The 25,184-nt window shown below is 42.6% G+C and carries 19 protein-coding genes, 1 tRNA gene and 1 riboswitch; of the genes, 4 read left to right on the top strand and 16 right to left on the bottom strand.

Annotation, left to right across the window (positions count from 1 at the left end):
• Positions 1-167 precede the first annotated feature (167 nt).
• The gene (locus H6F52_RS08685; protein ID WP_190533776.1) at positions 168-761 is read left to right on the top strand and encodes a tetratricopeptide repeat protein; all 594 of its coding nucleotides are present in this window, start codon (positions 168-170) and stop codon (positions 759-761) included.
• Positions 762-847: 86 nt separating this feature from the next.
• On the opposite strand, the gene H6F52_RS08680 is transcribed toward H6F52_RS08685, so the two are convergent.
• Positions 848-1,453: a peroxiredoxin gene (locus H6F52_RS08680; protein ID WP_190533772.1), complete on the bottom strand. Its 606-nt coding sequence runs from the start codon at positions 1,451-1,453 to the stop codon at positions 848-850.
• 145 nt (positions 1,454-1,598) lie between these two features.
• Between H6F52_RS08680 and H6F52_RS08675 the strand changes: the two genes are divergently transcribed.
• Complete coding sequence (locus H6F52_RS08675; RefSeq protein WP_190533770.1) at positions 1,599-3,683, top strand: amylo-alpha-1,6-glucosidase; 2,085 nt, start codon at positions 1,599-1,601, stop codon at positions 3,681-3,683.
• Between the two features lie 192 nt (positions 3,684-3,875).
• On the opposite strand, the gene H6F52_RS08670 is transcribed toward H6F52_RS08675, so the two are convergent.
• From H6F52_RS08670 to H6F52_RS08605, 14 genes are all read right to left on the bottom strand, one after another.
• Positions 3,876-4,076: a hypothetical protein gene (locus tag H6F52_RS08670; protein WP_190533767.1), complete on the bottom strand. Its 201-nt coding sequence runs from the start codon at positions 4,074-4,076 to the stop codon at positions 3,876-3,878.
• Positions 4,077-4,739: 663 nt separating this feature from the next.
• Positions 4,740-5,342 (bottom strand): hypothetical protein, encoded by a 603-nt coding sequence (locus tag H6F52_RS08665; RefSeq protein ID WP_190533763.1) that lies wholly within the window; start codon positions 5,340-5,342, stop codon positions 4,740-4,742.
• Positions 5,343-5,468: 126 nt separating this feature from the next.
• On the bottom strand, positions 5,469-7,361 hold the full coding sequence (locus H6F52_RS08660) for a nuclease-related domain-containing DEAD/DEAH box helicase (RefSeq protein ID WP_190533760.1): 1,893 nt from the start codon (positions 7,359-7,361) through the stop codon (positions 5,469-5,471).
• 142 nt (positions 7,362-7,503) lie between these two features.
• Positions 7,504-7,881: a hypothetical protein gene (locus tag H6F52_RS08655; RefSeq protein ID WP_190533758.1), complete on the bottom strand. Its 378-nt coding sequence runs from the start codon at positions 7,879-7,881 to the stop codon at positions 7,504-7,506.
• A 1,384-nt stretch (positions 7,882-9,265) separates the two neighbouring features.
• A complete protein-coding gene (locus H6F52_RS08650) occupies positions 9,266-10,747 on the bottom strand; it encodes a DUF5906 domain-containing protein (protein WP_190533756.1) in 1,482 nt (493 codons plus the stop codon).
• A gap of 102 nt (positions 10,748-10,849) precedes the next feature.
• Positions 10,850-11,029 (bottom strand): hypothetical protein, encoded by a 180-nt coding sequence (locus H6F52_RS08645; protein WP_190533753.1) that lies wholly within the window; start codon positions 11,027-11,029, stop codon positions 10,850-10,852.
• A gap of 48 nt (positions 11,030-11,077) precedes the next feature.
• Positions 11,078-11,242, bottom strand: a complete 165-nt coding sequence (locus H6F52_RS08640; RefSeq protein WP_190533750.1) for a CopG family transcriptional regulator — start codon at positions 11,240-11,242, stop codon at positions 11,078-11,080.
• A 360-nt stretch (positions 11,243-11,602) separates the two neighbouring features.
• Entirely contained in the window at positions 11,603-12,778 is a 1,176-nt protein-coding gene (locus H6F52_RS08635) for a site-specific integrase (protein WP_190533747.1), read from the bottom strand.
• 151 nt (positions 12,779-12,929) lie between these two features.
• Positions 12,930-13,002, bottom strand: a tRNA-Met gene (locus tag H6F52_RS08630).
• 128 nt (positions 13,003-13,130) lie between these two features.
• Positions 13,131-15,734, bottom strand: a complete 2,604-nt coding sequence (locus tag H6F52_RS08625) for a peptidoglycan DD-metalloendopeptidase family protein (RefSeq protein WP_190533743.1) — start codon at positions 15,732-15,734, stop codon at positions 13,131-13,133.
• Positions 15,735-16,595: 861 nt separating this feature from the next.
• Entirely contained in the window at positions 16,596-17,060 is a 465-nt protein-coding gene (locus tag H6F52_RS08620; protein ID WP_190533740.1) for a tRNA (cytidine(34)-2'-O)-methyltransferase, read from the bottom strand.
• Positions 17,061-17,334: 274 nt separating this feature from the next.
• Positions 17,335-17,763 (bottom strand): hypothetical protein, encoded by a 429-nt coding sequence (locus H6F52_RS08615; RefSeq protein WP_190429744.1) that lies wholly within the window; start codon positions 17,761-17,763, stop codon positions 17,335-17,337.
• Positions 17,757-17,841, top strand: a riboswitch (cyclic di-GMP riboswitch). (Overlaps the previous gene by 7 nt.)
• Before the next feature lie 737 nt (positions 17,842-18,578).
• Positions 18,579-19,496, bottom strand: a complete 918-nt coding sequence (locus H6F52_RS08610; RefSeq protein WP_190429743.1) for a histone deacetylase — start codon at positions 19,494-19,496, stop codon at positions 18,579-18,581.
• Positions 19,497-19,555: 59 nt separating this feature from the next.
• Complete coding sequence (locus H6F52_RS08605; protein WP_190533737.1) at positions 19,556-20,917, bottom strand: hypothetical protein; 1,362 nt, start codon at positions 20,915-20,917, stop codon at positions 19,556-19,558.
• Between the two features lie 365 nt (positions 20,918-21,282).
• Here H6F52_RS08605 and H6F52_RS08600 point away from each other — a divergent pair, with 365 nt between their 5' ends.
• Positions 21,283-21,813: a hypothetical protein gene (locus H6F52_RS08600; protein WP_190529150.1), complete on the top strand. Its 531-nt coding sequence runs from the start codon at positions 21,283-21,285 to the stop codon at positions 21,811-21,813.
• Between the two features lie 150 nt (positions 21,814-21,963).
• Positions 21,964-23,004, top strand: a complete 1,041-nt coding sequence (locus tag H6F52_RS08595; protein ID WP_190533734.1) for a mechanosensitive ion channel family protein — start codon at positions 21,964-21,966, stop codon at positions 23,002-23,004.
• An 87-nt stretch (positions 23,005-23,091) separates the two neighbouring features.
• Here H6F52_RS08595 and H6F52_RS25670 read toward each other — a convergent pair whose 3' ends face one another.
• A complete protein-coding gene (locus tag H6F52_RS25670; RefSeq protein ID WP_190533732.1) occupies positions 23,092-25,152 on the bottom strand; it encodes an S-layer homology domain-containing protein in 2,061 nt (686 codons plus the stop codon).
• Positions 25,153-25,184 lie beyond the last annotated feature (32 nt).

Here is a 25,184-nt window from a genome sequence, read left to right as displayed (position 1 = left end):
AACAAGTCTTTGAGCCGCTCCCATTGGTCATCGCGCAGGGCATACCGTCGTGTCATTGCTCAGCCTTTTCTTCTCTCTGTTGCTCTAGCTTATCTAATTGATGACACGCCCTAGTAATTGCACGAGAGATTCAAGACAGACAAGGAGAAGAGTTTGCTTTAGCAAGGTTGAGTTTTACTTACTGTGCCTTGAAAGACTACAATCAGGCAATTGAATATCAACAACAAGGTTTGGTAATAGCACGAGAAAGGCAAGACATCCAAGGGGAGATTGCAGCCTTGGAACGTCTAGGACTTGTTTACGATTTTCAGGGAGAATACACCAAAGCAATTGAGTATAAACAACAGAGCTTGACTCTTGCAAGAGCATTCTATTACCGTCGTGGAGAAATGACGGCTTTGACAGGTCTGGCAAGTATTTATTCTTCTTTGGGAAAGTACGCTAAATCAGTAGAATACTACCAACAGAGTTTGGTAGTTGCACGAGCAACTCAAAACCGTCAGAGCGAAGATTTAATTCTAAGAAGTCTCGGAAGTGCTTACTATTCTTTAGGCGAATATAACCAAGTAATCGATTGCTACGAGCAAAGTTTAGCTATTGTACGGCAAATCCAAGACCACCGAGGAGAGGAGCAGCTTTTAGTCAAGCTAGTCAATGCTTGCTGTGCCTTGGGAAATTATGAAAAAGCGATCGCATACAATCACCAGCATCTAGATATCGTGCAAGCAGCGTTACAGGAGTTAACGCGATCGCAAGCCTAAAAAAACAAACCCCAATACATCTTGTGTTGGGGTTTTTGATTAATTCAAAACTGAATCAGTTCTGAAACTAACTCGACACTAGGAAGTTAGACGGCAGAAAAGAAGACCTTTGACTTGACGGGGTCGGGAACCATCGTCTTGTCACCGGGTTGCCAACCAGCGGGGCAAACTTCGTCGGGGTTAGTTTGTACGTACTGGATTGCTTGCAGCGTCCGCAGAGTCTCATCGACGTTGCGACCAAAAGCCAGGTTGTTAATCGTAGCGTGCTGAATCACGCCTTCTTTATCAATGATGAACAGCCCCCGGAGTGCAATGCCTGCCTCTGGATCGAGGACATTGAAAGCAGCACTAATCTCTTTCTTGATATCGGAAACGAGGGGATAGTTTAGGTCGCCAACGCCGCCGGACTTGCGGTCTGTCTGAATCCATGCCAAGTGGGAAAATTCACTGTCTACAGAGACGCCAAGGATTTCAGTGTTGAGATCCTGAAATTTTGGATAAGCGTCACTAAAAGCTGTAATCTCTGTAGGACAAACGAATGTAAAGTCAAGAGGATAGAAGAACAAGACTACATATTTGCCACGATAGTCAGACAGTTTAATGGTCTTGAATTCCTGATCGACCACAGCGGTTGCGGTAAAGTCCGGGGCGGTTTGTCCAACCCGAAGACAGCCTTCTGTGTGGTGGGTCATGAATAGATTCTCCTTAAATGGAATAGATTTTGCATTGACTCGTGCTGAGTCAAGGGTAATCTAGTTGAGGTCTACCCTAGACGCAACGACGGCACATTTACGAACTGTAACAACTATATCATACTCATAACGAGTTTGAGTAGGAATGAAGAATTTGGATACGCGCGAGTGGCTGCTCACCAACGGGTTAGGAAGTTTTGCCAGTGGAACGGTTTGTGATGCTCGGACTCGGACTTATCACGGTTGGTTAATTGCCGCCCTCGATCCGCCGAGTCAGCGCACTTTATTACTGTCTCACCTGGATGCCAGTCTGGATGTAGGAGGACGGGTATTTGCACTGGGGACGAATTTCTGGATAGATGGAAAAATTGACCCTTTGGGCTACGAGTTATTGCGTTCTTTTGACATTGACCCCTTTCCCCGTTGGGTTTGGGGTGAAGATAACTGGCAGCTAAGCAGGCAGCTGGTGATGCCCTATGGCTTAGTAGAAAGTAGCTCACAGAGCATAGGTAGCGGGAAGGAGACTGAGCAATTAGGCACTCCCCAGTTTTGTCACCGGATTTTGATTCAGTACCGCTATGAAGGCACTGAGTTCGCTACGCTGAGGTTACGCCCGGTAATTGGCGATCGCGACTTTCACCACCAGCAATCCGGCGCTTCCGGATTGTCCTTCTCGCAATTAGTCGGTCAAAAGCAAATTTGCTTGCAAGGGATGCGTCCTGACTGGACTGGGACTCCCTGGCAGTTGCGTTGGAGTAAGGGTCGCTATCAACCAGACACCGTTTGGTATTGGCATTATTACTATCCAGAAGAGAAGCGGCGGGGATTGGGCGACAAGGAAGACCTTTACAGCCCAGGATATCTGACAGTGCCCCTACAACCGGGAGACTCCCTCACCCTAGAAGCGAAAGTGGGATTATGCAACTCCAAACAATCACAGCTCAGTTCCCTAGACTTTGAGCAAGCAGTGCAGGTTGAGCAACAACGACTGAAAGCGCTTCGCCGTCCCTTGTTGAGGGTTCATGGCAACGAACCCTCAACCATTGACAATGACATTGACAATGACATTGTCAATGATATTTGGCAGCAGCTGTTGCGAGCAGGCGATCAATTTATTGTCTACCGCGCTTCCATTGCTGGCCCGACTGTGATTGCTGGCTACCCCTGGTTTAATGACTGGGGACGCGATACGCTAATTGCTCTACCAGGACTAGCTTTAGCGACTGGGCGCTATGAGTTAGCGAAGGGACTGCTGGAAACTTTTGGGCGCTATTGTCGGAATGGTTTGATTCCGAATGCGTTTCCAGATACTGGAGCTGAGCCATTTTACAACAGTATTGATGCTGCGCTGTGGTGGATTGAAACTTTGGGTCTTTACCTAGAAGCAACGCAGGATTGGGATTTTCTGGCTCAGCAATATCCTGTGGTGCGGCAGATTTACAAAAGCTTTATGGCTGGCACCCTGTACAATGTCCGGATTGATGCCACGGATGGGCTAGTTACCTGGGATGCGCCAGGAGTGGCGCTTACCTGGATGGATGCGGTGGTTGATGGTCAGCCGGTAACGCCTCGTCGGGGTAAACCTATAGAAATTAATGCTCTCTGGTACTCTGCTTTGTGCTGGGCTAGCCGATGGGCAGAATTGTTATTAAGGGAAGGAGGCGCGAATTCACAGAGGCGGATTAACCAGCGAGAACGCTATATTCAGCAGGCGCAACAGGTGAAGAGATCGCTGCAAAAGTTCTGGAATCCGACGCTGGGATATTTCTACGATACGATCGCACCGGATGATGTGCGAGACCCCACAATTCGTCCGAATGCAGTTTTGGCGCTCTCGCTCTATCATTGCGGGTTTCCTACCGAGCAAGGGCGGTCTGTCCTCAAGGTAGCAGGCGATCGCTTAGTGACACCCTACGGTCTCCGCAGTCTCGACCCCGCCGATCCCCGCTATGTGGGGACGTATGCTGGGAATTCTCAATATCGCGATCGCGCCTACCACCAAGGCACAGTTTGGAGCTGGCTGATTGGCCCCTTTATTCGAGCTAGGAGGCGCTTCTACGCTTCAGAACCCGTCCCTTTTGATTGGCAGCCGATGATTGAACACTTGCAGTCCTCAGCCTGCCTAGGTTCGGTCTCGGAAATTTTTGATGGCGATCCGCCTCATGCAGCTCAAGGGGCGATCGCTCAAGCTTGGTCTGTTGCCGAACTCATCCGGCACTACTCTGACTGATTAGCACCGAGGAATGAGTACAATCGCAAGCCTACTCATTCTTCAGTCCTAGCTTTTCATAACTTTTAAAATGGCTCTGGCGGGATTTGAACCTGCGACCTTGGGCTTATGAGTCCCCTGTAATAATGGCTGAATCCCTTGTAAGTTATGAATAGTCAAAAATAGTCAACCTAATACATAGTCATTTCATAGTCAAAACTTTGGTGGAACGGGCAATGTGGCACCTGAATAGATAACTGCTGCTTTACCTTTATCTTTTGCATCCTCTACAGCAGCCATTGCTTCATCCCAATTTGGGTAAGTAACATACTTCCATTCTCCCGTAGTATCGCCTTCTACAGCAATTACAGTTTCTTGTTGTTTCCACTCCTCGTTAGGATCATGCTCGTTCATGTGCCTGCGTAGTAGCTGCTAGATGTATGCACCTAGTCAAGTAAGCCGTCTGTAAAGAGAATCCTGCTTATCGTGCTTACAGACGATTCTAGAGGGAATACAGATAGCGCTAACAGAACTATGGCTTAAGGGTGGATCATATACTATAGCTAACTATCCTAGTCAATACCTATATTTATACTCATGATCATCACTTCTTGAGTGCTAATCATATACAAATCCAATAGCTCTATAACTACAAACATATAGCAGATGTAATTTTACAATTTCTGCTATGGAAAGACACATACAACTGATGTAAACAACGCTAATTCAAGCTTTCAACACAATACTATTGAAATTAAATACAAACACAATATCTACAATTAGCATACAAAAGTAGAACATACTGTTATACATAAATATATAAATGATTTATGAATAGTCGCATTTCATAGATAACTTAAGTAATTATAAGCAATACATTAATAAATAATAATATTTATAGTATTACTTGAAACTATAGTATTTTTTTACTCATCTCAACTATATACAGTTATAAGAAAAAGACTCACTATAAGAGTAATAGCAAAGGCAAGAAAAATACACTATCAAGCATTGAATGTAGAGTATTTATCCACTAAGAATAGCTGACATAGTAAAGAAAAAATAGCGGCACTTTAATTAGCTGCCTCGCTCAAACCATCCTAGTTCTACTACAACATAATGAATTATAGCCCTTCTAAACCAATAAGCTTGACCATCTGTACCTTGACTTTTCTTTTTAGTGCAACTTTCAATACCCTCTCCGATCGTTTTAGGCAAATTTATATAATAGTTTTTTCCAATTGAATCAGCATAATCCTTACAGGAACTATCAATAGATATATTCTTTTTTCTTCTAGATTCTTTACTTTCATTAACTTCATTTTGCAAAGCTTCGTTCTCCTTACTTACTTTATCTAATTTTTGAGAATATTTATTATTTAATAAATCCAACTTTTGAGACAATTCAGTTTCTAATTCCTCTACCCGCTCTTTGGCTAACTCCACCGCCAAATCTCTTGCTAAATCTTGAAATTCTTCTAATAACAACTCATACAGCCATTGTTTTTCTCTAAGAAGTATAAGTTCTTCCCAAACTTCTTTTGACCAAGAAATCCTACTTTCTTGTTCTTGTTTAAGACCATCAGGAGAAAGCGGGTAAATGCTTAAATCCCAATTACAAACTGGACAAAGCTTAACACCAGCTTGAGGTAAATTCAAACATACACGACATTCACTCATAGGAACTCCAATATCTTAATATTTTTTCGACAGATGGTTTATTTATTTGTCCTGTATGATAACAACAACCCATGAATTCTCTCTAGTAACACTTAGAAAGAAAAGACTTAAAAATAAAAAAGATTCCTAATTTGAAACTTCAAAAGCGCTACTCTGTTTGAGTTCTTCTATTAAAGCTGAATTGCCAGAGCCGAATAAATACAATTCATCCTGCGCTCTAGTCATTGCTACATAAAGCTGTCTTCGAGCGAGAATGGCTGGCTCAGTTTCATTAGAAAGACAATCATCAAATTGTTGTAACCATAGAATTAGAACTACTTTAAACTCTAAACCTAAAGAAGAAAGAGTAGTAATAATCCTTACGCCAGGAATTATATTGTTATATTGTTTCTTTGATTGATTATTTTCCGTTACCCAATAAGTATCTAAACCAAGTTTACCGAGCTGCCGAATCATTTCTTTAAAAATGGGACATTCTTGTTTTCTTCTCCACCGATATAGAATGGCAATATCTCTTAAATCATATTTAAATTTATGAAGTTCTTGAATTTTCTTAATAAGAAAGTCTACTTCTGTACTGGGTGAATCTGCAATATGAAGAACAGGATGTAAGCCTTGACGATTAGCTACAGGTTGAATGATTGAAAGAAAATCATTTTTAGTAGTTTTTTCTAACGCAAGTAAAGGCTGCACAATAGTCCATGCAGCAGAGAGTATTTGCTGCGTATTTCGATAATTCTTATCTAAATAAAAGTCTTTTGTAATCGTTCTACCACGAGCTTTAACACCTACTGATAACCAAGAAAAATCAGGAGTTTTGTAAATTTTTTGATTCACATCTACAACAATCATTAGATCGCTGTTTTCAGGATCTTTTAAAGCTGCTACACAGCATTTGATCCAACTGGGATGAAAAGTATGCCCTTCATCGACTAAAATAGCATCCCATTTAAAGCTTGATTCACTTCCTTGAATTTTTATTAATAGTTCTTCTCCTAAAAATTTATCTATTCTTTCCTCAATCTCTTCTTTTGTAGGATTGCGATCTAATTCTTGATTTAAATTGTATCCCAATTTTCCCCGAATTGAGGAGTAGTCCAAATTAGAAACAGATTTCACCCATTCATGGAAGTAGTAAACTTCAAGATTTGGATTTGTAGGATGCAAATTAGCCTTTATATAAGAAGCTAAACAGATATTAAAGCAAAGAATTAATATTCTATATTCAGGATGAAGTTTTGCAAGTTTTTTTGCACGAGTAAGTAAAATAAGGGTTTTTCCTGATCCAGCTACTCCTGATAGTACACGATGTCCTTTACCAATGTCTCCCGCTAAAAGCTTTTGCCTCTCATCAAACAATTCTTTAATAAAATGATTAGGCGATAAAGATACAGGCTCAAACCGAATAGGGCATACTGGCTCGATTACTGGCTCGATTACTGGCTCGATTACTGGCTCGATTACGAAACATTCGTGTTTAACTCTCTCTAATTTCTTATTAAGAAGTTCATGAAGTATACCTTCTAAATTAATGTTTTTAGGTTGTCTATCCTTTAGTTCATCAAAGGATTCTTTAAGTTTAGATAAATGAAAAATATAAGCTTTATCCTTGTTTTCATCAACTCGAATTTCTTTAATCTTGACTGTTGCTTCATCAGGAACAATTATATATGAATGAATAAATGGGGTTTTTAAGCGGTTTTTTAAAACGTTAAAAGTATAGCTTAGAACCTGTTGATAAGGATTGATTCCATTACTACATTTAATAAGTTTATTGTCTGATTTCCATTTTGAATTAAGATCGCCCGTCCATATACCTTTATAACCCTTAACTTCAAGACAACAGATTATTCCTGGCTCATAAACTACAACACAATCAATTTCATAAAGATCTAGATTATAAGGATTAGTATATGTAAAATCTATTAAAGAATATCCAGGAAAAGGTAATCCTGCTAAATATTGAGCTACTTCTAATTCAAAATCTGTTAACTGTTTAGTAGCAAAAACTTCCATCATATATATACCATTTATAAGTTAAGCAAGATGTTAGTCAATCATATAACATCCAGAATAGCTTTGAAGTTCTATTAAGTATCTAGTGTTTAAAAAGCCATTCTCGGTAGTTAAGTATAAGCAGAGATAAAGCAGGTTTATTGTTCTATTTCACAAGTCTGTTGAGAATATCCTGAGCGCATTTATTAATTTTCTCATCATCATTATCATGCTCTGTACATATAGCAAATACTTCCCATTCTTCTGATGTAATAGAAAGATATTTTCCGATCTTGTAGTTATCTGCTGATGCGAGAATTTTGTCTCCATGTAATTCGGAAGTTATTTTGAGATATCTTCCTCGCTTACCTGTTTGGCGTACTTTCACTTCCCAAAGATGATATCGGCTATCTCTAATTAGAACTTCACCTACACGATCTTTACCTCCGTGAAGCAGTTTTTCATAAATTTTCTTACCTTCTTTACCTGCTTTGTATGCAGTCTTACCTGCCTTATAAAGCTGAACTATTTGGAAAGCATTCATTAACTTAACCTCTGTAGTACCTCTTTTAGTAATATTCCCAAATTAGAAGTTACAGTTACTATTCAACCTTGTGATATCAATCACAAATATTAATGATTGATATCATTTACTTTGTGTAAGGTGCGTTTAATTTCTGATCTATGCAGAATTAAGCAATGCATACAGGAACTATCAGAGATGACATGGGTAAATGCTCTTTATGGCAGGTAGAAGGCTCATAAAGGCAGGTTGAAAGTGTAATAAGATACATACCTATAGAATTTACTGCTGTTGTAGGGCTGCTCAACGCTTAGTACAACTGTAAATCCTGCATGATGAGCATGATCTAGAGTTCGGTAGTGTATGCAATATAGAAGATTACACAGTTCATAAGCTATAAAGTTAAAGTTATGGAGAAAATGACAGAAGTACAGGAAATCTGATTGGAGTGTCTAGAATTCTGATCGAGATATAGGATAGTCCAGATGTTCTATATAGAAAACTGAGGAATATATGTAGAAATTAAAGATCGTACAGACACACATCACAGAAATGTGTACAAAGCAATAGAAGATCATGCATTTATGAGATTAGTCCTGTAATTCTGGTAAATGTGTACCGGCTCGATAAAGATTCACAGTAACTATTAGAGATTATGTGTGTATGTCTCCTGAATGACAGTCAGAAGCTTCATAAGACAGGTTGAAGTGTAATACGTACTATTCATATTCAGAAATTCACACACGTTCTACAGCAGATCCGAGTGTAGAGATCATGATCTACTGTCCAGAGTGTATGTTATTACAACTGTACTGTATGCAGAATTAATGAAGCTTAGTTGAAAGGATGCTAACGAAGTAAAGTAATCCATGCTCTAGTCTCTGATGATATTTGTCTTGCTGTTCTTGTATTAGCTCTCAAATTTCTGTCTCTTTGTATTCTTCTCTTCCTTTCTGCTGTAGATTCTCGTTGTTTATTTCGATTGTTGTTTGTTTGAATACCTAAAAATCTCATAGTCTGATCCTGTTAAGTTATATATGTTAGTTAAATTTTTTATTAGTTATTATTTTCAAACGCTTTTAATTTAGCCTGAATATATATTCTGGCTTTTAATTTATGACTCTAGAATGAAGCTACAGTGACTCTAAAATGAGGCTATGGTGACGCTAAAAACCTTGCTGTATAAAGGAAGTGACGCTAAAAGGTGTTTTTAATCAAATCTATAAAGATTTTTTTATATGCTTATTACAGTTGTACTTATTAGATTAAATAAATTTTTCAACAACTTTTAAAAAACATAGCTCTAGCCTCATAATCCTTACTTGATAAGGGTTCTAGCGTCACGTTTAGCATCACGTAGCTTCACCTAGCATCATCAAAATATTTTTAGCATCATCAATTGATTCTATTCAAAATCGATAAAATTTATTCCTTCAAAATAACATCCATTTTTGTCTTTATTTTTTTTAGCATCAGGAAAAATTTCTGAAATTCTGCCTGTTAAATGTTTAGGTGCTTTTATATATTTATCTGTACTAATTTCTGAGTCGCTCCATTTTTTTGTACCTGTTTCATTCTCGGTCAATATTCCATTATTTTTGTACCAGGTTTCAAGTTTAGAGTAAATGTCGCCTATATATATCTTTGAATTTGATTCATATTGCAAACCAGTATCTTTAACAAAAGAATACAGGTGATTTGCTTTTTCTCTAACTTCATCTAAAACTTGATTAGTGCATGAATAATCAATTCCTTCTGTCATTAACTTAGGAAGATATATCAACAACTTATTTAAGAAAGTTGGTAAAACTTCAGCTTTTAAAAATTCTATATCGTACTTAAATCTAGAATCTGCCTTTAATTCTCCTTTCTCTGGATTCTCTTTGTAAGTTTTGGTAAATTCAAGAATTCCATATCTAGAATAAATAGCTTCCGTATTAGCAGTAAGATTAGGCGTATCGTTAATGTTGAATAGAAATATAGCATTAGAATTAATAGAATATTCCATTTCTCCTTTCAGTTCAATATCTATTGATTCTCCTGTAATTGCCATCTTTAAGCTTTGGAGTTTGTCTAGTTGAATAATATCGCTATTTTCACTAGACCAGTTTACTTTGCTACGAGATAATTTAGCTAGAGGAAACTTTCTACCAGTATCGTATTGTTTAAAATCTTGAAATGAACAACCTGTTAGTGCCTCTTTACCATAGAAAAGGTTTACTACTTCTCTTAATGAGTCTTTTCCGTTAGAGCCATTACCTTTGAGTAGTAGTGCTTTTACTGTTCTACCTTTATGTTTTCTAACAACTTTCAAATCTATAGAAGCTGCAATAGTCTTTAAGAAAATATCTTGCTGATCTTGATCTAAGCACTCTAATAACTGGTCACAGTATTTACTATCAGCAGTTTGATTGTAAGCAAAAGATGGTTCGTAGATATAATAATGTTTCTCTGGATGATGTTTGACAATTTGAAATTCAGGTATATCTCCATCCCAGATAATTTCTATTACTCCATTAGTACAATTTATACCCGGTGGATTAATTTGTTCAGGAGAGATATAAGAACGTATTTTAGTCCATTTCAAAATGTCTGTTACTACTTTAGGTTTTACATCTTTTTTAGGGATATTACCTGTAGTTAAATAATCAAGAATTCGTTTTTCTTCTGCTTTAATATCAGCACGTTTATAATAATTTACGTTCCAGTAATAAAGATTTCCTTGAAAACAAATCCAAAAATTATCTTTATATAGAGCTTTATATGCTTTTTCATATATGCTTTCATTCTCAGTTTCCTGGTTTACTAATAATCCTGAATTATGTCCTTCTGCAATTGTGGATTTTAATGTATTTGTATTAGTGTCTGAATATGTTTTGATTTCCATGCTATTATTTACCTATAAGTTTAAAAAAAATTAAAGTTAAAAATAAAACACATAATTGATTCCGTTGATTATATATTCAACGGTTTTTTATTGCCTGTTTTTCTAGAACAAGCTTATATTCTTCCACCGACGTTTCTCAATGTGCTTTAAAGCTAGGTCTTTTAGTAGTTTTGATACAGTTACATTAATCTCTTTAGCGCTATCTTTGAAAGCTTGATAATCTTCAATATTTAATTGAATAGATACCCTTTTAGCTTCCGAATCATTGACATTTTTAGACATTCTAAATTCTCCTATAAAATTGTTGAATATAAAAAATAGTAGAAAATTTTATTTACTGCCTGCATTAGTTGCTAAATATTGATCAATGGCTGCCCTAATAACTATTGCACGACTAACTTTTTCGTTGTCTGCAAAAATATTCAATTTATCAATAGTTTCAACTGGAACTGCTGTTGTAATTGGTTTCCAATTTGATAGTAATCTTCTCTTCATAAAAATCTTTAATAAATAGTCTTTACTAGATAATTATAACTTATATTTAATCATAATGAATAAATATGATTAAGCATATCAATTCCATATTTCGCAATAGTTAAAGGGATTTTAAAAATAAAAAAAGGACAGTAGAACATAGCTACTATCCTATTGATATTTGATACGAACATAACTTATTAGAATTTCAGATGATATCCTCAAATTTAATGCTTTTCAGAGGTTAAATTAATTAGACGATATAAACATCGCCCAGCAATTTCTGTATGCCAAAAACACTAAAATATCGGCTATTTTGAGTAATAAAAAAGGATAGTAGCGCCTGTACTATCCTCTCTGGCTTTTAGATATTAGTGAAATTTAGAATTCAGGGACTTGTACTTGTCGAATGGTGCCAGCATAATGCTTCATTATTATTTCCGGACTATTACCGACCCATTTAGATACCTGTACGACGCTTACACCGGCTTCTAGAGCCATTGTAATGAATGTATGACGTGTATGGTACTGAGGTAGATACTGCTTAACTTTTGCAGCCTTGACTAGGTTTTGCACAACAGGTTTCCAAACTCGGTTTAAGAAATTATGTGCGTCAAGTTCTTTACCATTTTTCGCTGGAAGGACTAATGCTTCAGGACTAACCTCTTCTGGCTTAATCTCATCCAGAAGATATTGTAATTGTGTATTAATCGGTAAAGTACGGATAACGTGAGTTTTTGTAGACTTCCGGATTTTTAGGTCTGTTGCTACTGCTTCACAGAAGACAATACGATTGTTTTGTATGTGTTTCCACTTTAGAGCAATTGCTTCTTCGGGACGGCATCCCGTTAGAAACAAGAACTTAACGTATGCTGCGTAGTATGAATGACTAACTGGTGAAAACTTAGATGAGTAAGTGTTGTCTTCAAAAGCTGTAATAATAGCGTCTCTTTCTTCCTTAGTGAAAGACATTCTGGATCTGCTACTGGCTGTTTTAGATATAATCTCAGCCGCCATGCCATCGAAAGGGTTAGAGCTGATCAGCTTGGAACGTACAGCCCAATTACAGCAGGCATTGAATTGTTTCAGTGTCCGTTTAGTAACTTCGGGTGAATAGGCTTTAAGTAAACTATCCCGAATTTCTACTCCTTTGCTGAGGTCTTGTGTCGGTAGCTTCTGAATACGCTTTTGAATTTTCCCGTAATCCCGTAGAATTGTTGTTTTTTCTAGCTGGGTAGATTTGAATTCTGTATATCTATCCCATAGTTCAGCAAGCGCTAGAGGCTTCTGAGACTCTTCACTAGGGTTCAGCAACGTTAAATGAGTTTGAGGCTTGTATTTAGCCAACGTAGGGTCAAAGTAACCCGCTAAAATATCTAGCTCTACCTGCCTTGCCTTACCCTCTGCTGCCTTGCGATTCTCTGGCGTATCTGATAGCCCAAGCGTTAAGTATTTTTGCTTACCCCCATAAAGTTGTCTAGGTAATCTGAGCCGTAATCGTTCTTGAAAAGACTCAATACCTACAGAACCCTTAGAAGCCTTCTGTGTTGTGTTCATTATTATTGCCTTGACTATTAAGACCTAAGCTCTAACCAATCATAGTCGATTCATAGTCAAAATCAATAGTCAAAACAAAAAAATTCAGGCTTAAGCTACCTTATGTCTGTAGCTATTTGCCTGAAACTCTTGCTATATATAACTTTTAAAATGGCTCTGGCGGGATTTGAACCTGCGACCTTGGGCTTATGAGTCCCCTGCTCTAACCACTGAGCTACAGAGCCAATTTTTCTTGAACAACCTTATCATCCTAGCATACTGGCGTGATTATTGCTATCCCTCACGCAAGAAAAGAAAAAAGACAAAAGAAAATATATTTTCTTTTGTCTTTTGCTTTGTCTTTTGCCTTTTTTTAGCGTCGAGGTAGCAAAGCTATTGGGTTGATAGCTCCTTTTCCAGATGGATGTAACTCAAAGTGAAGGTGAGGTCCAGTGCTGCGTCCGGTGCTGCCCATCTCAGAAATCTGCTGACCTTGCTCAACTGCTTCGCCTTCGCGAACCAGGAGCCGGTTGTTGTGGGCATAGCGAGTCAAACTGCCATCCGGATGCTGAATGTCCACCAGATTTCCATAACCACCTGAATTCCAGCGTGCATAGACTACGACACCAGGAGCTGCCGCCACGACGGGTGTGCCAACCGGAGCCGCAATATCAATCCCCTTGTGCATCCGTCCCCAGCGCCGACCATAACCAGAGGTCAAAACGCCCTTTGAGGGCCAGATGTAGCCATTGAATTGGATTTGGCTATCCGGCAGGTAGGGATTTGGACCAGGGAGGGGCGGTAACTCTGGAGCAACTTGTTGCCCGAAGGGGGGCCGGAGTGTCGGGTTATAAGTGTCCGCTCCGGAGGGCGCTGCTGCCACCAATGGCTTCTGGGTTCTAGCCCGTGGTGCAGCAGGTGGGGGCACTTTGATTTCGATTGCCGCCTGCGATCGCTGTTGTTGCCGTTGCCGCTTTTGCATTTCTGCTTGTACGGCTTCGTTATAACGATTTGGGCTGAATTCTGGATTGATCGGAGTCGAGTATTCAGAACGTTGCAACGGTTTGTTGACGACAGGTGCAACCGGCTCGAATGCGGGAGTCACTGGCACCGAGATGTTAGCAACCGGAACGTTCTGTGAGTTAGCGGTATCCCCGTTTTGCTGGGTACGATACTGCTGCCGTAGTTTGATGATGTCTTCCCGTAGTTTCTCAATCTGGGTGCTGTACTCAGAGTTTTGCTTCAAGCCAGCAGACTGAGTTTGGTTCCTCTCGGCAATCGGTGTGGCAGCGGGTGTGGCAATGGGTAACGGATTACCCGCTACTAACATTGGTTTGACGATAGGTACGTTAGCACTACTTTGCACCCGTACCTGTGTTGCTGCGACGGGTAAGGGAACAGCCGTTGGCAAAGTAGGAACGGAGAGATTCGGTACAGCAACATTAGACTTGGATTGTCTAAGTGCAGCGTTCAAACCAGGAATTACAGTTACAGTCTGTTTTTTCGGGATTTTCAGTGCTTGATTCACTCGAATCATGTTCGGGTTATCTAACTGATTTATCCGCAGCAGTTCTCCTCTGGAAACGCCGTGAATGCGAGCGATCGCATCCACCGTATCTCCCGCCTTGACCTGGTAAACATCTGCCGTTACCCCATTAGGTTCGACGACGGCAATCGGTACGGGTGCCACTGTCTGGATTGGCAGCGCTTGGTTAGTCGCGGTCGGTACTAGGATTGGTACGCTTTCATTCACCCCTATCGGCTGCGGGGATGCTTCTAGCGATTCCCGTGCCTGTGCCGATGGGAGGTGGTTAATCACCCGATTGGAGGCGTTTTCTCCTGGCATCTGCACCGCGATATTGCGTGGCACGGACGGTACTTGGTTGATTACCTGATTGGGGGCGTTTTCCCCTGGCATCTGCACCGCGATATTGCGTGGTACGGACGGTACTTGGTTGATTACCTGATTGGGGGCGTTTTCCCCTGGCATCTGCACTGCGACCGGAATTTGCACTCTAGGAGCAGCTATTTCTACCTCAGCAGCTTTAGAGCTATCAATTTGGGCTGGTTCAGTGACTTCTAATTGACCAGCAGATGCTTTTGTCGTCTCCTCAGACCGCAACTCCGCCAGACTGCTCTGCAAGCGGCTCCGCTGCTCCTTTAAGCGGCTCATGGCAGCGTCTTGTCTTGCTTTTAATAGCTCATTTACGTTGCCGGGAATCGTGACTGATTGACCCACCGGCAGTCCATCCGATGTTGTCGCTCCAGATGATTGCTGCACCTGTATCGGGCGAACACCATAAGACTCAGATAGCTTTTCGACGGTATCGCCCAGCTTAACTTCGTGAACAATACCGTTCACTGAAGGAATTTTCACCACTTGTCCAGCTGGAAGAGCTGAGCTGGATTTGATGTTGTTGGAAGTGGCGATCGCGCCAGATTCTACCTCATAGTTCTTCGACAATTGCCAAATTGTCTGGCCCTGCGGCACCTTGTGTTCGCTAACGCGCGGTGCTGGTTTCGATTCTGCTTTAGCGTCCGGCTCCACCTTCGGGGAAACGGCCTCAGATGTGAATTCCGGCTCTACTACCTTTGGGGAAGCAGCGACAGATTTGGATTCCGGCTTTATTGCTGCGACTGAAGCAGTTGTTTCTGGCTCTACTTTTGAGGCAGGAGCGGCAACAGCAATATCTGTTGCAGCCGGAGCGTTGGTAACAGTCGGCTCTGTGGCGACCGGATCGGCTGCCTTTGCTTCATCGCCTTGTTGCGGCAGCAATAGGCTGGAGGTGCCCATTGAGATTGCCAATCCAATCATGGCGGCAGAGGTGCGAGCCCGACGGTTAACCTCTGGAGAAATTGGCTTCAATAAACCTGACTCTCCCCCGGAAAGCTTTCCTGCGGACAGATTCGCTTTCGCATCTTTGTCTGCTGCACAGGAAGGAACTGATTTAATCTTGTGCGTGAATGGGCGTTTCAAACACGACCTCCTACTTATGACGAGCGCTTAACTGTCCCTGAATGATTGTTTTTTACCAGTCAATGGGACAAATCACATCAAAAAGTGATTAGGATCACTGCCGGTAATCATACCTAGGCAAGATTACCCTGCTTTTTTGATTTAGACAAGTTTACATGACTGGGAAAATTTAATCATGCACGACCTACATTTGACCCACCCTGCTGAAGACTTCATCATTGCGTTAATCAGGAGCCTTTTGTCAAGAGCTGGCAAGTCAATGGTGTATTCCTTTCTAAGGCGTGCATATTGGAACATACTTGCTTGACTTGCTTTACTCCGGAAGACTGAGAAAACAACTTTTTCGTTGTTGGCATCCTGCTGTTGATCCATTACAACATGAGACTTTAAGCTGATTTTGCCTTGAATAACAACCGTAGAATCATGGAGAAAACTCTGACAAATGGCATAGAGCATACCGACGCATATTTACTAAAAATCTTCCTAAAGATTGATTCGAGGTTGTTTTAGAGGCTCAGCACTGAAAGATTTTGGATAAAAAAATCTATCAATCAATTTCCCGTTGTTACTCTGTTGTTCATAGAAATTTCTTATCTAAGCCGCGCTCATTCGGTATTCTAGATAGCTGAAGGACGCAAAAGAAACTCTCTCAAGAAAGGGAAAAGAGTCATTCGTCACCGAGTGTTGAGCAAGAAGTCATGGGGAAAGCTCAGCCATAAATAGTCACAAACAGTTGCCGGTTATCACGTTTGAGATTCCTAGATAAAAGGTCAAACAAAATTTCTAACCTTTAACTCAATCTGCGAACACCTGACTTAAAGACTGATAACTCGCAATGAGCAAAGGACTTGTTTGCCTCCTTCAGCCGGACAAAATCCCCAGTTGGCGACGCGCTTCAAACAAACCGACTGCGGCACTAACAGAAAGGTTCAGGCTCCGAACGTGCGGCTGTGACATTGGAATATAGACAGTATTGGCACAAAGGGCGAGAACTTCTGGAGGTAATCCAGTTGTTTCGCTACCAAATAATAGCCAGTCATCTGCCCGAAACTCGAACTTCAGGTAGTTATCGCTTCCCGAAACGCTGAAGCCAATCCATCGTCCCCCTCGCTGCTGATGGAATGCCTGAAAATCCTCTAAACCAATGTGGTGGTGCAGATTGACGTAGGGCCAGTAATCCAGACCGGCACGTTTCAGATAGCGATCGCTAATGTCAAAACCCAACGGCCCAACTAAATGCAATTCCGTCCCAGTGGCAGCACAGGTACGGGCAATATTGCCGGTGTTGGGCGGAATTTGCGGCTTGTAGAGAACAACAAACGGCATGAGACTTACTAATTACTCTGGCTCTAACACTAAAATCCACGCTGGAAACTCAAATTATACCCAAAGAGACATGAACCTATACATATTTGTTATATGACTCACCCAGATCAAATTGATTAAATATTCTAATTCCCGAATGATTCTTTTTAGCCAATAAATTAAGCCATAAAAAGGCAAAAAAAGAAATCAGGGGCTAGGAAGGATCGAAGATAAAGAATGAAGGCTTTAGGATAATTCTCTGCCTTCAAGCTTCATTCTCGATCCTTCAAGTGCTTCAGGCAACTAGGCTCTCGCACAATTTGTCTTCCAGTTCGCGCTCTTGGTCTGCCACCGCTTGAATGGCGTCAATCATCACGCTGGAAGTGTCAAAACCTTGGTTTTGGAGATTTAACCATCGCTGAGCCGAATTTCCTTCCCGGAGAATCTTTTTCAGGGGTGACAAGAAACAGCGAAAGCCCATCTGTTTAGACAGATCCCAAACTTCGCCGGTTATTTCTTCAATCCAATCCCGCGCCAGAATCGGTCTGCCGTCTTGCCAATGTCTCAGAGTTGCATCCAAACTTTGACGGGCGGCGGCGTCTTCGTTGGCGTCAGTCAGGGTAATTAAGTCTTGTGAAGACAATTGACTCATTTCTAGGGGATCGAGGCTGGGGTCATCAATCAACTGCAAAAGTCGCGCTTCTAGCAAGGCTGTAACCGCCAACAAGGCAACCGGATCGATGATTAGGTCGCAAATTCTCAGTTCTAGGCGATTAAGGTCGTAGGGGCGCTGGTTGCCATTTGGTCGCACGGATGACCAAAGGTGGCGGACATTTTGCATTGTCCCGGCGGCTAATTGGGCTTTCGTCCACTGGATAAAGTGGGCGTGGCTTTCAAATAAGGGAACGTGGGCTGGGGTTTTTGGAAACAGTCCCCAGCGAGTCGAGTGATAGCCAGTGGCTTTCCCATCCAAAAACGGGGAAGAAGCACTGAGAGCGAGGTATAAGGGTGCTTCTAGGCGGACAAGGCGAATCGCCCGCATCAGGGTTTCGGGATCGCTGATGCCAATGTTGATGTGGACGCTGGCGGTGACAACTTTGGTGCCGTAAGTGTTCTCAATGTAGTCGTGGTAAGGATTGCTAGGGTCAGATCGCCAGAAGCGATCGCTGCCGCCTAAAGACAGCGTACTCCCCGGAATCAGGGTGTAATTTCCCAGGCGTTTTAGATACTCTCGGAGTTGCCGTCTAGGGCGTAGCAAGGCACACAATAATCGGTCGTAACAATAAAAGGGTTCTGTGATATATTCCACGTTGCGGCTATCCGGCTCCCGCATGAACCCGTCTAGGTCTGCCACAATCCGATCGGATAAACCCACAATGTCACCATTGGGGGTGCCGGTATACATTTCAATTTCAAAGCCTTTTGATAGCAAGGGGTTTTTCCTCAGATGGGTGAGTACGAAGTACGGACACGGGATATCGCTACCGTTAAAAAGTGTATCGAGGAAGACGAAATGGCTCCTCTGCCCTTAGTCTGGCATCAAAGTTGGTACTGATGATAGACAGTGGTGGCGGCTCGATGTAGCAAGGAGTGCCGATAAACGAGGGAGTCAAGATCGTCAGCATAACCCCCGCCAATCACACAGGCGACTGGGTAGCCGAGTGCCACACAGGTACTCAAAACTTGCATTTCCCGGCGGAAGATTCCGGTGTCTGTGAGGGCGAGTTTGCCCAAGCGATCGCCAGCATGAGGATCGACGCCAGCATCGTATAAAACAAGATCCGGCTTGACTTGTGAGAGCAAATCTGGGAGATATTTTGCCAAGGTTTGCAGATAGGCGTCATCTTCCATCCCAATCGGGAGAGGAACATCTAAGTCACTTTGTTGTTTGGTTCCGGGAAAGTTAACTTCGCAGTGCATCGAGAAGGTGAAGACGCTGCTATCTTCTTGGAAAATCACGGCGGTACCGTCTCCTTGATGGACATCTAAATCCACGATCAGGATTTGACGCACCAGTCCCAGATGTTGAAGCACGCGGGCAGCAATGGCTAAATCGTTGAAAATACAGAAACCAGAACCATAACCGGGAAAGGCGTGATGAGTACCCCCCGCAGTATTGCAAGCTAAACCGTGACTGAGTGCCAGTTTAGCGGTGAGAATCGTACCGCCTACTGCCACGCAGGTACGATTTGCTAATGCGGGACTCCAGGGCAATCCGATTCTTCGCTGGGCTTTGGCATCGAGGGTGCCTTCACAGTATGCTCGGACATATTCTGGGGTGTGAACGAGTTCTATCCACGCTAGTGGAGGAGGTTCGGGCGGATGAATTTGCTCTGGATGCGCTACGCGATCGCTTAAGAGCATTTCGTAGAGTTTGCTGAATTTGGGCATGGGGAAGCGATGCCCTTCTGGGAGAGGTACGACATAATCCGGGTGGTAAATAATTGGCAAGTCCATATTTAAAATTTTGAACTGCCAAGCGGCAAAGGAAGAGAGGATTTCCGAGGCAATTTTCCTCAGACGCTACGCGATCGCAAAATTTTCCAGGCAAACCCACTAACCAGGCAACCTAAACCAATACTGAACAAGATGACAATAACCAGATTCGCCAAGGGGATGACTGCGGATAGTTGGTTGTCGATTTGGTTAGGGTAAGGCTGGGTAAAATCTTTTACCAACGCCGAGGAAGCAGAGGCGGCGACTGAGGCGGTTCCCACTCCCAGACTGGCAGCGGCGATAATATTTTCCAGATTGCGATCGCGCTTAGCTTGTTCAATCTCGACGATGCCTCGAATCGTGTTAATCACATCTTCTAGCACTCTCAATGCAGGGCTAAAGCTGGCACGATCTTGTTGAATTTGAATTTCGTATTGCTTGACTATTTGATTAAATTGTGCCAGAAAATCCAGCTCGGTTTCTCCATATTTGCTAGCTTCTTGAAGCAGGTAATTTAAATGTTCTTGATATTTTTTCTGATAGGTTTCAATCGCGTGCAATTGAATTTCTAGATGATTTAAGTCTGAAGCATACTGGGACAATATTTTTATATTTACTTCTAAAATTCTCTGCAATTCTTTTAACGGCAGCTGCTTGAGCATTTCACCCGCTTGAAAAATATAGCCGAAATTCTCTTGCAATTGTTGTCTGAGTTTCTGAGCTTCACAATAAGACCAAATAATTTTATTGCGGTAGTAAAACAACTGCATCCAGACCTCAGAATATTTAGCAGCTTCAGTTTCGGCGGCTACATCGGGATAAAAGATAACCAAAACATGGTGATTTTCTTCCATGTCCCAACGCTGGGGAGATAGCCAAACTTCAAAAACGGTTGCCCCTAAAAATTTTCCTTTGTTTGGCTTTTGCTGTTTCCATCTCCCAAACTTCAAAGTTTCGTAAGCTTCTTGGGCGAGACATTCTAAAGGGGTTTCACAGTTTCGAGGCAAAATCCCAGACACGATCCAGGTTTTTCCAAGATTGCCTTGTTTATCAGCAGCAAGATGTTTGAGGGTAGGAAAGCATTTAAAAGATTGCAGATAGTCTCGATCGTTAATATGGCAATTAAACAAAAGCCCATAACTATCGCTAAATCGCACGGGATAATAAAAGCCTTTGACTGGATATCCTTCAGTGCGAGCTTGAAAAGTATAATAAGCTTCAGTTTCCCCCGCTAGGCGCAATAATTCTAAATATTCTGGCTCGTTATAATTTGAATCGTCAGCAGCGACAAGAATTCTTTGCAATTCTAACGGGAAGTTATCCCAAAACGTGAGCTGGTTTTGGTTGATTTGCTCTGCATCGTCTCCCAAGCCGTTTCTCAGGTGGTAAACAAATAGATCCAGGTTAGGAAGAAATAAGAGGTTCATCGGAAGAGTAAACATATTGCTACCATACCTGGCGATTTAAATCACAGCTATGCCAACCCTACTTTAGAAGCAAGGAAGTAGAAGTTGCGAGAACTTTTAAACAAAGCCCGCTGGCGCGGACTGAGAACCAATATAAAGTGTATGACGAAACCTGCTCAAGGTAGATTTAGAAGCGATCGCAAAATCTGGCGTAGCATCTCTTACCCGCGCAGGATTCAGCCAGTTTTAGACTTGAAGATAGGGCAAACGAGCGATCGCTGTAGATACGCCGTATACAACACCTCGACATCTTTGTGTCACAGCAACTCCCGGCAAGGGAGGAAGTTTAAACTGGATGGAGAGAAGAGAAATCAGCAAGCGATGGGGAGAGAAGAGAGAAAATGCAACACAAAATCGTCTGGGAACAGGGCAGCAATAATCCTGACAATACCAACAACTTCGCAACCATCCGCGAATGGTGGGCAAGTCTCATCGACAATAAAATCACGTGGCGACAGCGAATCATTCCCCAGACGGGCGATGCTACCGAACTCGATTGGGAACCCCAACGCTTTGACGAAGTATTTGAGATTCAAATCCCTGAGATTCGCGGTATCACTCTCTACTGGCGCAAAATCAACGAAGATCGAGAACGCAGCACTACGCCTACCAAACTCGAACTCGATACCCTTCGCCAGCAACTTTATATCTATCCCCAATCTCAAAGAGAACTGGTCATTCGGGTAGGGATACCAGAAACCATCTATCAAAAGATTGAATTTAAACATCCCCAATTGCAATTTGCTGCCAAGGAAGGCGAAAACCACATCCTAACTCTGCGGGATACTCAGCAACAGATAGAAGTGAAAGCCATTCTCAGTCCAGAAAATTTGAGACAGTTAATCGATCAGTTGAAGCAACAATTGTCGTAACTACGCTGTATCTTTTTTCTAGAGGTCGCGCCAGCAGATGAGATAAATCGTGTCTCTACAATTGTCTAGCTGCGATAGGGGCAACCCTGAAGGTTGCCCCTACGCCAGTCTCATAACATATACAAGTAGATTTGAGATAAAACTATCAACATGAAGCAATGGATTGTCCCGATTGCCTTTATTCTTAGCGGATTTCTCGTTGGGATAATTTTTGATAAATTTTTTCTTCCTAGACTCAAAAGAATAGCTGTTAAAACTCGGTTGCCAGGGAATGAAATCGTTTTTCATTCCCTGCGTGGCATCCCCAAAATTTGGTTTATTGTTGCTGGCTTTTACGGAGCCATTTTTACCCTTCAACTAAATCAGGTTATTCCTGACCGGATTTCTGGCATTTTTCAGAATATTCTGACTGTTATTTTCCTCTATTCTGTCACCTTAGTTTTAGCCAGACTGACGGCGAGTTTTGTTACGATATTTGGTCAAAGAACACCCGGAGTTTCAGCTTCATTACTATCTAACCTAGCCAAAATTGTCGTTCTGGTTTTGGGAATCTTGATGATCTTGCAAACGCTAGGGATTTCCATTACACCTATTTTGGCAACCTTGGGAATTGGCGGTTTGGCAGTTGCTTTAGCATTTCAGGATACCCTATCTAACTTATTTTCAGGATTATATTTGATTATTTCTGGACAAGTCAGAACTGGCGACTATGTAAAACTAGAGACGGGACAAGAAGGTTACGTTACTGATATCACTTGGCGGAATACCGTGATTAGAGAACTGCCAAATAATCTAGTCGTTGTACCTAATACAAAACTGGCTTCTGCCATTTTTACGAATTACCATTTACCAGCGAAAGAAATAACTTTACCGATTCAAGTAGGTGTCAGTTACGATAGCGACTTGGAACACGTTGAAGAAATAACGGTTGAAGTTGCTAAGGAAGTAATGCAAGAATTAGCAGCCGATATTTCTGATTTTGAGCCTTTTATCTTATATCAAAACTTTGGAGAATTTAGTATTAATTTTACAGTGTTTCTTAGAGTTAATGAATTTCTAAACCAACGAATTGCCAAGCATAAATTTATCAAAAAATTACACCGACGCTATCAACAAGAAGAAATTACTATCCCTTTTCCAAGTAGAGAAGTTTATGTAAACCAGAAGGGAAATAATATTGCTAATGAGTAACATAAACGCTGAACGAATAGAAGCCGCAGGTATCCAAATTGGATAGCTGCGGCTTTCTTTAGTCGTCAGACTAACGATTACCGACGATTACCGACCCTGACGACCCGGACTGCCAGGCGCTGCGCCTGCTCCTTCGTCGTTACTGGGCTGGTTCCGATTGGAATTGCCTGGATCGCAACCTTCTGGCCCATTACCGACCCCTTGGTTGCAATTCTGACGCTGATTGGTTCGTTCGTTCCCCTCTACCTCACGGTTATCGCCAGGGACGTTTTCTGGCTTGGGAGTATCAACTTCGCGCACTGTGGGGGGTTTCGCACCTTCTCCCGCCACGTATGGCGAGGCGATGTTCTGAGCCTTCCCAGTGCTGACTAAGGCTTGGTAGAGGAAAGCACACACCTCTGCACGGGTGGCAACTTGATTGGGTTTGAGTGACTGGACATTGGGATAGTTCACCACCAGACCCCGTTCTGTCGCCGCCGCAACCAAACTGCGGACGTCGCTAGGGATGCTAGCGGCATCGCTGTAAACTTGCAGTAGCGTCTGGGTGGTGGTACTGGCAGAAGAGTAGTTCATTCCCTTTGCCAATGCCACTAAGATATCCAGACGAGAAAGCTTTTGGGTGGGGTTGAATGCATTGCTGGAAACAGCGCCTAAAAAGCCCATTTCATAGGCTTCTTGGATAGCACTGTACGCCCAGTAATCAGAGGAGACATCGCGGAAGGCGATCGCATTCCGCACTTTATTCATCTCAAACGCTTTCCGCAGCATCGCCGCAAACTGGGCGCGAGTCACCGGCTGATCCGGTCGGAAGCGACCATCGGGGAAGCCTTCGATAATTTCTAACTCCGCCAGTTGGGCGATAAAATCTTTTGCCCAGTATCCCTGCGGAACATCGGGAAAACTCGTCTGGATGTTTCGAGTGACTCCCACGTTTGCATATCTTGCCAGCAGCTGGCTGACTTCGTAGGTCGCGTTCTCGGCTTCTACCCCAATCACCTGCACCAACTGACCGGGAGCTGATGTCAATAAGGCAGCCATTCCTGAACTGTAAACGCTCATCGTCTCACCCGCCAGCATTGATTCACCGCTGGTAAATGAGCTGGAATAAACGCTAGTCGCCGCCGAAGTCGAAATCTCGCTCGATTGGAACTGGCTGACGTTAATTTGCTCGACGCTGCTCAGGAATGTTACCCGTTCCTGAGAGTCGATTTGGGTGTAGTAGTTGTAGGCGGTGGTACCGCTGTCGATGTTGCCATCCATGTCGGCATCAATGCCGTACACAGTCCGGACTACGCGGGTTTCAGACGGATTTTCTGACAAAATTAGGTTAACGGCGGCGTTTTCAGACAAGCATTCAAACTCGCTGTACCCAATCAAGCGATTTTGGTCGTATAGACGCACGACCACGCGATCACCCGGATTCACACCTTTGACAAACTTCGCTTTTTGCTTGATTTTGTATCTGAAGTCGCCAAGATACTGCTCTTGGGAATAGCTGTTGCCTTGTTTCGACTTCACCGATACGCGAGTAATCACCTCTGTGAGGCTGCCTGCGGGTTGCAGAACGGCAAGACTAAAGTTGCCTGCGGATTCGGTCATTGCCACCGTAGACCGCTGTTCTGTGCGGACGGTACTCCTTTGCTCGGTGGTTTCCGTGCGACGGGTTGTTGTCTGTTGCCCAGTGGTGGTACTTTCCGACCGGAGTCGAGCCGTCAAGGTTTGGGTCGCTGTTTCATCCCACTTCACCACCGTTCCAGATTCGTTGGTGCGATAAACCCAAAATCCCTGTTCTTTGGCGCTACCGACCAGTACCAGCCAGCCGGGAACCAGTGCCTCGGTGCAGGCAACACCTGCTTCTGCTAACTCCAAGCAACCATTTGACCAAGTTTGCTTCGCCACCTGAAGGATGGTTAAGTCAGAACTTTGCATTCCTGTCCGTTGGGCAGCATCCTTTAAAACAGCTTCAGCAACCGCTGTTGGCAGCTGGGCGGTATCGTCTTCTGCTTGGCTGAGCAGATTTCGACCCGATAAAGGCAGATTGCCCGTTGTTTGTCCAACTTGCGCGATCGCAGGGGCAACCGTTGTCATACTTAAACCGGCAGCCGCAAATACCAGGCTGCCTAAAAATACCAAGGAACTTCGCTTCATTAATCTCTTCTCACACCTAATCAAAACGGGTA

The organism is Coleofasciculus sp. FACHB-542 (assembly GCF_014695825.1).
GTDB lineage: Bacteria > Cyanobacteriota > Cyanobacteriia > Cyanobacteriales > FACHB-T130 > FACHB-T130.
Note: the sequence above shows the minus strand (reverse complement) of the source record. Positions and strands in the feature narration are given on the sequence as shown.